Origin of the sequence: Caballeronia sp. dw_19, from assembly GCF_018449515.1 — a bacterium.
Taxonomy (GTDB): Bacteria; Pseudomonadota; Gammaproteobacteria; order Burkholderiales; family Burkholderiaceae; genus Caballeronia.
In genome coordinates, this window is record NZ_JAAVUQ010000081.1 from 1 (window position 1) to 9,504 (window position 9,504).

Annotated in this window: 8 protein-coding genes and 2 pseudogenes; 5 read left to right on the forward strand and 5 right to left on the reverse strand. The window is 60.3% G+C overall.

The features are described 5' to 3' along the window. Nucleotides 1-72: 72 nt before the first annotated feature. From HB376_RS40190 to HB376_RS41865, 3 genes and pseudogenes are all read left to right on the forward strand, one after another. Nucleotides 73-1,542, forward strand: a pseudogene (locus HB376_RS40190) (IS66 family transposase); the annotation flags it as partial. Nucleotides 1,543-1,697: 155 nt separating this feature from the next. After that, nucleotides 1,698-1,991: pseudogene (locus HB376_RS41860) on the forward strand (pirin family protein); the annotation flags it as partial. Nucleotides 1,992-2,139: 148 nt separating this feature from the next. Then, nucleotides 2,140-2,400 carry a hypothetical protein gene (locus HB376_RS41865; protein WP_346730678.1) on the forward strand — a complete coding sequence of 87 codons (261 nt, stop codon included), beginning with the start codon at nucleotides 2,140-2,142 and terminating at the stop codon, nucleotides 2,398-2,400. 63 nt (nucleotides 2,401-2,463) lie between these two features. Here the strand turns inward: HB376_RS41865 and HB376_RS40200 are convergent, their stop codons facing one another. After that, complete coding sequence (locus tag HB376_RS40200) at nucleotides 2,464-3,396, reverse strand: AraC family transcriptional regulator (RefSeq protein ID WP_213769244.1); 933 nt, start codon at nucleotides 3,394-3,396, stop codon at nucleotides 2,464-2,466. A 101-nt stretch (nucleotides 3,397-3,497) separates the two neighbouring features. Here HB376_RS40200 and HB376_RS40205 point away from each other — a divergent pair, with 101 nt between their 5' ends. Further along, nucleotides 3,498-4,253: an SDR family oxidoreductase gene (locus HB376_RS40205; RefSeq protein ID WP_213769245.1), complete on the forward strand. Its 756-nt coding sequence runs from the start codon at nucleotides 3,498-3,500 to the stop codon at nucleotides 4,251-4,253. A 284-nt stretch (nucleotides 4,254-4,537) separates the two neighbouring features. Here the strand turns inward: HB376_RS40205 and HB376_RS40210 are convergent, their stop codons facing one another. The 4 genes from HB376_RS40210 to HB376_RS40225 form a co-directional block, all read right to left on the reverse strand. Beyond that, entirely contained in the window at nucleotides 4,538-5,113 is a 576-nt protein-coding gene (locus tag HB376_RS40210) for a nuclear transport factor 2 family protein (RefSeq protein ID WP_213769246.1), read from the reverse strand. Nucleotides 5,114-5,246: 133 nt separating this feature from the next. Beyond that, a complete protein-coding gene (locus tag HB376_RS40215; protein ID WP_213769247.1) occupies nucleotides 5,247-6,947 on the reverse strand; it encodes a carboxylesterase family protein in 1,701 nt (566 codons plus the stop codon). A gap of 76 nt (nucleotides 6,948-7,023) precedes the next feature. Then, entirely contained in the window at nucleotides 7,024-7,383 is a 360-nt protein-coding gene (locus HB376_RS40220; RefSeq protein WP_213769248.1) for a hypothetical protein, read from the reverse strand. After that, nucleotides 7,383-8,306 carry an SDR family oxidoreductase gene (locus HB376_RS40225; RefSeq protein ID WP_213769249.1) on the reverse strand — a complete coding sequence of 308 codons (924 nt, stop codon included), beginning with the start codon at nucleotides 8,304-8,306 and terminating at the stop codon, nucleotides 7,383-7,385. Before HB376_RS40225 ends, HB376_RS40220 begins: the two co-directional genes overlap by 1 nt. 230 nt (nucleotides 8,307-8,536) lie before the next feature. Here HB376_RS40225 and HB376_RS40230 point away from each other — a divergent pair, with 230 nt between their 5' ends. Beyond that, nucleotides 8,537-9,430, forward strand: coding sequence for an AraC family transcriptional regulator (locus HB376_RS40230; RefSeq protein ID WP_213769250.1), 894 nt, complete (start codon nucleotides 8,537-8,539; stop codon nucleotides 9,428-9,430). The last annotated feature ends 74 nt before the right edge of the window (nucleotides 9,431-9,504 follow it).

Below are 9,504 nucleotides of genomic sequence, written 5' to 3' on the forward strand. Positions count from 1 at the left end.
TATGGTTAGGTGAGCAGTCCTTGTCATTTCGGCTCTGCTCATCAAGATGACCTTATCGCGACAGAACCGTATCGCCTCGCACTGGCTCAGCGCTTCGCGCCACAGAGCGAGAAACGAAAGGATCGCGTGTTCGACGAGGCCGAGCAGATCGCCGAAACCGAGCCAACTGACGAGGACGATGACCTGCCCGGGCTGCCCGAGACCGGGCTGTCCGATGTCGATCCGCCTGAGTCTCGCAAACTCGGTCGCAAGCCGCTGCCGGCGAACCTGAAGCGCGAACGTGTCGAGTACGATCTGCCCGAGGATCAGAAGGCTTGCCCGTGCTGCAGCAAGCCTTTGCATCGCATCGGCGAGGACGTCAGCGAACAGTTGCACGTCGAGGTCAAGGTGACGGTGCTGCAAAACGTTCGCTTCAAGTATGCCTGTCGGCATTGCGAGAACCACGCCGAACGGACCCCGATCATCCTCGCGCCGATGCCAGCACAGCCGCTGCCGGGTAGTCACGCGAGCCCGGCGATAATCGCTACCGTCACGGCGGGCAAGTACGTCGACGGCACGCCGCTTTACCGAATGGAAGACGTGCTCGGGCGCTCGAACATCCCGATCGGACGCGGCACGCTGGCGAACTCGATCATCCGCTGCGCGGAGCTGCACTACAGCCGGCTGTACGATGCGCTCAGGAAGGTCCTGCTGAGCCAGTCGCTGATCCATGGCGACGAGACGACGGTCCAGGTGCTCAAGGAGCCCGGTAAGTCCGCGCAGAGCAAAAGCTACATGTGGTGCTACCGTAACGCGCAAGACAGCGCGGAGCCGGTCGTGCTGTTCGAGTACCAACCCGGGCGCGGCCAGGAATATCCGAAGGCGTTCCTCGGCGGTTACGAAGGCATGTTGATGACCGACGGCTACGCCGCGTGGCGAACGATCAGGACGGCGACGCACTTCGGATGCGTGGCCCACGCGAGACGGATGTTTACCGATGTCCTCAAGGCGCAGAAGAATAAACCGAGCCCACGCGTCACGAAAGCCCTCGAATACTTCCAGGCACTGTACCAGGTCGAAGCGCTCGCCAAAGGAGAGTTGCCAGACGGCGAGACACGCGTCGACTACACGTACCGCCTGAGACAGCAGCACAGCGTGCCGCTGCTCAACGCCTTCAAGGAATGGCTCGACGAACTGGCGCCCAAGGTGTTGCCCGAGAGCCTGCTCGGCAAGGCGATCAGCTACTGCCGCAACCAATGGCCGTACCTGAGCCGTTACGCAATGAATGGCCACGCGCCCATCGATAATAATGTGTGCGAGCGCGACATAAGGCCATTCTGCACTGGAAGAAAATCGTGGCTCTTTAGTCAATCTGTTGCCGGTGCGAAGGCGAGCGCAATGGTCTATAGCCTGATGCTGACTTGCCGCGCCTGCGGCGTGGAGCCGTACGCATATCTGCTGCACGTGTTCACCGAACTGCCACAGCGTGCGCCTGATGCCGACATCAGCGACCTGCTGCCCTTCGTCTATGCTAAGCGACAGGCCGAAGCGAACTCGAGCTGAACTCGCAACCATGTGCCGGCTCCCGGGGCCACACACGCGCTCACGACATTCCATTGCAGACATCGCCGGTCGACATCGACCGCCGCGATGCCGCTATGCTCGATCGTCATTTGCAAACGATTCTCCATTCGGTGTGCTTAAACTCGCGCTTACGCATGATCGAGCTTCGACCTGCATCCGAGCTCGGCGGAGCGGATTTTGGCTGGCTGAAAGCGTTGCACCACTTTCATGTCGGCGCGCACAGCAATTCGGCCCACAAGGCGCTTGGAAATCTATATGTCTGGAATGATGACGATATCGCGCCCGGAATGGGTTTCCCGTTACACCGGCACCGTGAGGTCGAAATCATCACCTACGTGCGTCAGGGGCGTATCTTGCATCGTGACAGTCTTGGCAACGTCGGGCGGATTGCGTCGGGAGACGTGCAGGTCATGAGTGCCGGTACAGGTATCGCGCACGAAGAAGTCGCCATGCCGGATCAATGGGCCAGAGTCTTCCAGATCTGGCTTCAGCTACGCGAACGTGGTGGCCCACCCCGTTGGGGAACCCGTTCGTTTCCGAAAGCCGGGCGCGTCGGCAGACTTGTCACGCTTGCCAGTGGTTTCGCGGAGGACGTGGGAGCCTTGCACGATCCGTGCGGATGCCCGTGTACTCGGGGCGTCGCTGCGTGCCGGCCAGCGGATTTCATACAGCATGGACGATCCCGAACAGAAGGCGTATGTGGTGACGACGGGCGGTCATATCGTTCTCAACGGTCTGCAACTGGGAGAACGGGATGGAGCAGCGATTCGAGGCGGACATGCGCTCGAAATCGAGGCACTTTCTGATACGGACATTGTGCTTGTCGACACGGTGTGAAGTCCGCGTGAGTCATGTCGAATGGCGAAAGCTGTTGGGCCATGATCGATCCTGGCGGGCAGATTACTCAGATGGGCTCCGGGCACCCGGAACCTGCTTCCGCGCATACCGTGTTGGCGGCAGTCCGACATGGCGGGTAAATGCGACGCTGAACGCGCTGGCTGAACTGTAGCCGACCTGCTTGGCAATTTCGGCGACGCCACCTTCGTTCCGCAGCAGCAGGTCCCTGGCCATTGCCATACGCCAGGCGAGCAGATATTCCTTCGGGGCGACGCCCACTGCATGGCTGAAGCGCGTGAAGAACGCCGAGCGGGAAAGGGCCGCTTCCCTGGCCAGTTGTGCGATGGTCCACGACTGGGCCGGGCTTTCGTGCATGCGTCGCAATGCGAGCGATAGGCGTTCGTCGGCCAGTCCGCGCAACAGGCCGGGCGAGGCGGTCGTACCCGTTGTGGAGCGGAGCGCTTCGATGAGCAGCGCCTTGAGCAGATGCGACAGCATCACGTCACGCGCGGGCCGTCGTTCGCGAGATTCGTCTCCTACCAGTTGTACGAGGGTGGCCAGCCGCCTCTCGCCGCGAACGTGCATGAGTTGCGGGAGCAGAGAAACCAGCAGGGTGGCGTCCGGCGAACCAAAGGTGCAATAGCCAACCAGCAGCCGAACGTCGGGCGGCCCATCCTGGGCACCGAGTCTGAATTCGCCGCGGAATAGGGGGATGGGTGTGTCATCGAAGTACTCCGACGTTGCCGGTTCGATGCTCGACATCGCGAAACCATAGGTGGACGGGACCAGCACGAAGTCGCCCGCCAGAAGGTCGATCGGCGCGTGTCCGTCGACTGCGAGACGGCACGAACCATCGAGGATGGCGCAGTAGAACGGCTGTCCGGCTTCTGCACGGCGAACAGCCCACGAACCGGCGCCACTGACGATCTTCGAGAACGGCGCGCCCGGCTGGAGCAGCGTGACCACCTCGGCGAGCGGGTCGACCGGATCGGTCATTTGATGGACTCTTGCGAACGAGAATTGGACTTCCAATTATAGAAAGTCCTGCGGCAACGCACTATCGTCTCGGTACGGCAAACCACCTGCGGGAATCTCCCATGAAAACTGTACTGATCACCGGATGTTCGTCCGGATTCGGCCTCGAAACCGCACGGTATTTCCTCGAGCGCGACTGGCAGGTCATCGCCACGATGCGCGCGCCGCGCGAAGACATTCTGCCTCGTTCCGAACGTTTGCGCGTGCTTGCCCTCGACGTTACCGATTCCGAAAGCATTCGTCAGGCCGTGGATGCCGCGGGGCCGATCGACGTTCTTGTCAACAACGCAGGAATCGGTGTAATGAATGTTCTCGAAGGCACACCGATGGAAACGGTGCGCGAGGTCTTCGAGACGAATACCCTGGGTACGATTGCCATGATCCAGGCAGTGTTGCCGCAGTTCCGGCAGCAGAAGGCTGGCATCATCGTGAACGTCACGTCCGGCGTGACGTTGAGGGCGATCCCTCTAGTTTCCGTTTATACCGCGAGTAAGGCGGCGGTAAATGCATTCACTGAGTCCCTTGCGCTGGAGCTTCAGCCATTCAATGTGCGAGTGAGTTTGGTGATCCCGGGACTCGCTTCGGAGACTCGCTTCGGTGACACCGCCCAGTCCCGCATGCAGGGCGGGCTCCCCGAGGCATATGCCGGATTCGCGCAGAGTGTCTTCGCTCAAGTGGCGCAGGCAGTGCAGTCGTCGCTGGTCACCCGTCCGCTGGACGTGGCGGAAGCGGTGTGGCGCGCCGCGAACGATCCGGCGAGCCCGGTTCGTATTGCTGCGGGTGCCGATGCCGTTGCAGCGATGACAGCGTCACGCTGAATGTTGCTCCGATTGCTAAGGTTGGGGCGGACGGCGATACAGTCCATGGCAGCGCCTTTGGCACGGAAGGTATGCTCATCGGCGTGCCATCCACTTGGCAGTGGCACGTCGGCCGGCCCGCCGCGACGAAGGCGAGCGCCATGACGGGGCGACCGGCCGAGGGTCGCGGGCGGAATCATCCGCCCTTGATGCTGGAAGTCCTGTGGTGGTCAACTCAGGCGCGTTTTGGACGGACGTCACAATTGCGGTGATAATGCTGCATTCGTTGGGGCAAGTCTTCTTTCCTACACCACCAGCCAATCGCCGGCGTCTTCCCTGACCTTTGTTTCAAGGTCGGAGCCACGTGTCGGGAATGGCCCTTCCACCGGGAAACCTGCCGTATCCAGCAGGTAGCCGAGTGGCGCGTACTCAGGCCGGTGACGGTCCAGCCTGTCAATATCAATCTCAACCGGTCCGCGCGGAAAATCGAACGTGGATATGTCGTAGCTGCAATGCCGCTCCGCGATCCGCCAGCAGTTGTCTCGTTTCTCAACGCGATCAAGAAAGCGTGCATGCGTTGTCGCACCAAGGCCTAGCTTGCAGTTCTGCACCCCAATTATCGCGGGTGTCTCAGCAAGTGCTTTTGTGCCATTAAACTGTAACTGCGGTGTGCCGATGAGATGGCGGCTCACCAGATCAGAGGCTCCCGTCTTCCGAGAGCCTTCCACGAACTCCGTCGCAGTGCCACGAAACCACGTGATTTCGATTGTGGCATGAGGATGGAACAGCCTGGCGAGTGCATCCCATTGCGCGAGATCACGGCGCAGCCAGCCGGACATTACCGTTGCGATTTCAATTTCGTCTTCCAGTCTGTCGATCAATTTCCGCTCCTTATTGAAGATAAGTGAGTCTGATATGAGGTTCGCAATGCCGAGTCTGTGGCCAGGGAGTGCGATAACGGGCAGTGCCTGATTGGCTACAGCGTTTTGGTCTTGCATCGTGCACGCCCCACACCTACCTGGCCAGGAGGATCAATTTAGCGAGCATTGCTGCGACAGGTATTGGCATTCCTGCTTTGACGTTTCTCCAATTCTCCGGAAGTCGCCCATTTTTTCGAAACGACTGGATGAAGCGAAATCGCTCCGTTCCATCCTCGGCGGCAGCACCTGGGGCCGCACCAAAGCGCATCACCTGCGAGCTGGGTCCTTCATAGGCCGGCCAAGCCGGAAGACCGGGGCCGTTCGGGTTGCCATCACGCGCGAAGTTGGTCCAGTAGGACATCATCAAGGCTGACAAGGCCTCATCGGACGGGCCCGCCCGCGGCCTGGATGGATCCAGGTGGTCATTGATGCTGCCGAATACGAATGAAACTTCCGCGCTGTGGACGGGATGAGGTGAGTAATCCGAAGAATGCTGGTAGTTGTAGACGAAGACCTGTGATGCCGATGTCGCGCGATGCGTGCCTAGCCACTCCCAGGTTTGCTCGCTGATGACCAGATCGCCGATCAATAGCTGGGCAGATCGGTTGGCGGTTTGCCTGGAGGTAGCCGGATAGACCTTGAGGAAGTCGCTCAACCTCGACTCGCCGAACTGGCGTGCGCCGGCGTTCTTGAAGCTGGCCGGGGTTCGATGCGGGAGTGCTCTCGGCACGAAGTAGGTATGCTCATCAGCATTCCATCCACCTAGCAGTGGCACGTCGATCTGCTCGCCGCGCTCAAAGACACTCGCCGGATCTTCCGGCAAGACGAATCCGTCGATGCTCGGTGCAAAGGTGGTTGTGCCGGGGTCGAGCAGGAAGTTCCACCTGGAGGAGCGATGCAGCTCTTTCACCGGGATCGCACGAAGCTCGGCTATGGAGACGGTTCCGAGTCTTCTGCTTAATTCTTGTCCTCTTGCGCGAGCTTCGGCCTTGGTGCTGATCGATCCGTGTTCACTGTCCCAATAGGCGCCGCTTTGGCCGATCGCGCGGTGGAACAGGCCGCGCGCCAGGGGCGAGGTCATGAGCATACCGATTGCGTGTGCTCCGGCGGATTCGCCGAACAGCGTCACATTGGCAGGATCGCCGCCGAACAGCGCGATATTGTCCCTGACCCATGCCAGTGCTTTGATCTGATCCTGTAGCCCGAAATTACCGGAAGGTGTTCCTTCGGCGTCGAGAGCAGGATGTGCCAGAAATCCGAACACGCCAAGGCGGTAGTTCAGGCTCACCAGGACCACACCCTTCGCCGCGAGGTGGGCGCCTTCAGTGCCAAACAAGGTAGACGCCCCGAACACAAAACCGCCGCCATGAATCCATACCATGACCGGCCGGCGTTCTTTCGCGATTTGAGCCCCGGTCCAGACGTTGAGTGTCAGGCAGTCTTCACTCTGTGTTTTTGTCAGCTTCTTCAGGCCGGGTATTGGCGCACCAAAGGCCGGATTGCCATAAACAGTTGCGTCGCGCACGCCCGGCCACGCGGTTATGTCTTGCGGAGGTCTCCAGCGCAACTTGCCAGTCGGCGGCGCGGCATAAGGAATGCCCTTGAACGCCAGCACGCAGTTAGCGTCGCGCGCGACGCCTCGAATTGCTCCCGTAGGGAGCTTCAGGTCGATTGTCAGCATCTTGAATGATTTCCGGGTTTGCTCCGTGCAGGTTCTATGGCTGCCCACGAAGCCGACTTGCCGCTCCATTTTCATGGCACTGCACCAAATCGGCTGCGCGACTGGGTATTTCACTTTCCCTCTCGAAGGCGCATTTGATCCAGGGACGCGCGCGTCGAGCTCTGACATAGGACTGACACTCGGCGGGTTCTCAGATTGTCAGTGCTGCAGCGATCAGGAGAACGGCGAAGATGCCGGTGTTCAGCTTCGGCTCCCAATAGCCCATGAAGAGGGAAGTGATCGCCAGCCAGGCCGCCGCTGCGACGAAGGCGAGTGCCATGACGGGGCGGCCGTCGAGGATCGCCGGCGCATGCCAGGCCAGCCAGAGACAGATCAAACCGAACGCGACCTGCCCAAGAGCGAACGATGTGTTCAGTCCGTAGTAGAGCGTCGTTTCCGGTCCCGGCGCGCGCTTGCCGCGCACGTATTGGGAGATGACGTCGATCAGGAAATGCATCATCCCGCCGAAGGTTAGCCAGCCGAACGCCACATAGACAAGCGCCCGGTGCATCAGGCCACCTGACCAAAGCGGATGGCGGTCAGTTCCTCCGACACATCCCACAGTCGCCTGGCGACCTGCTTGTCGAGCGATGCAGGGGGTGCTTTCGCCGTGCTGGGATAACCGCGTATCTCATTCATCTTGTCCGGTCCGTAGTAGCCGCCCGGTTCGGCGGCTGGCGCGGTGGCGGCGAACAGCGTCGGCAGCGCGCCTTGGGCCGCAGGTTGAAACAGGAACCAGAAGGCGGAACGAACCATGCCAAAGAGGCTTCTGCGTCCGGGGGCGTTATGCAGAAGATCGGTCCGGGAGATCCCAGGATGCGCGGCGATGCTGGTGATGCCCCAGCCTGATGTTTCGCTGCGGCGCTGCAACTCGAACGCGAACATCAGGCAGGCGAGTTTCGATTGACTGTAGACGGGCATAGGCTTGTATTTCCGCTTCGCATTGAGGTCGTCGAAGTCGATCTTTCCGCTGCGGGCGGCGACGCTGGAGAGGGTGATGACGCGGGGAGCGTGCCCCTTGCGCAGCAGGGGCAGCAGGTGTGCCGTCAGCGCGAAATGACCAAGATAGTTGGTGCCGAATTGCAGCTCGAAGCCGTCCAATGTCTCGCGGCGCTTGGGCGGCGTCATCACGCCCGCATTGTTGATGAGGAGGTCGAGGCTATCCCGCTTGGCGTTTAACCGTCTGCCGAACGCCGCGATTGACGCGAGGCTGGCAAGATCGACCTGTTCGAAGCAGACCTCGGCGCCAGGCACCTGCGCACGAATTCTCGCGAGCGCTTCCCGGCCCTTCTGGGGCGCGCGCCCGGCGACGATTACTTCGCAGCCGGCACGCGCCAGCGCCAGTGCGTCTTCGAAGCCGAGGCCGCCAGTTCCGGTGACAATTGCGGAGCGGCCATGCTGTGAAGGAATGTCGGAGGTGGTCCACTTGCTCATATTTTTCCCTTGTGAGGCTGATTGGGCGGGTTTTCGGGGGCGGAGCACGGATTCAATGGATAAACCGTTCCGCACGCGTGTATCCCGCTGCATAAGGGTAGGCGCTACAGCCCTCGGGTTAAATGCCCGATCTCTCAGATTTCTTGCCTATTCCTTCAGGACTGCTGGTCCAGGTGGTTTGTATCCTGCAGATATCCGCTAGAATTCCGCGGAAATCCTGGAGCTTGGCCGTGACCTCAGCCCTTGTCGAAGTCGTAAACCGTCTCCTTGCCCCGAAAGGGCGAGGAGACGGCTTTTTTCCGACCGCCGTCGACGGCGTGCATATCATCAGGCTGAGCGAGAAGACCTTGCCGAATGGCGTGGTCTACAAACCATCGCTTTGCATCACCGTCCAGGGCATGAAGGAAGTTGCCTTTGGCGAGGCCGTTTTCGATTATGGCGAGATGGGTTTCCTGCTCGTTGCCGTAGAAATGCCGGCATTCGGACGCGTGACGAAGGCCAGCAAGGAGCGACCCTATCTCGGCATCACGATCGATCTCGACATAGGCGTGCTTCGCGAGGTCATGGATCAGCTCGATGAGCCGCCTGTTCCGTCGAACAATCAGGGCATTGGCGTGTTTGCTTCGCCTCTGGATGGCGGGCTTGCCGATTGTGTGGTTCGGCTCGTGCGCCTTCTGGACAATTCGAAAGCAATTCCGATCCTTCAGCCGATGATCATGCGCGAAATCTGCTTCTGGCTGCTTACGGGCCCGTATGCGGACGAGATATGCAAGCTCGTCTTGCCCAATAGCCATATGCAGCGCGTAGCTGAAGCCATTTACCTGCTACGGGAAAACTTCACCAGGCCGGTCAGGATTGAGCACCTCGCCGCGGCCGCCCGCATGAGCCCTACGTCCTTCTATCAGCACTTCAAGATGCTCACTTCAATGACGCCGCTTCAGTACCAGAAACAGCTCCGGCTGCTGGAGGCGCGGCGATTGATGGCATCGAATGATGTCAGCGTCTCCCATGCTGCATTCCAGGTCGGATACGAAAGCCCGTCGCAGTTCAGCCGGGAGTACGCACGCATGTTCGGCACGCCGCCGAAGCGCGATGTAACGGAGCTGAAATCCGTTACGGTATAGGTCGGTCAATGATCTGGGCTTGTACGGTGGTGTACACGAAGCCCGTGTGGAATACCCGGGGGGAGGGAACTACT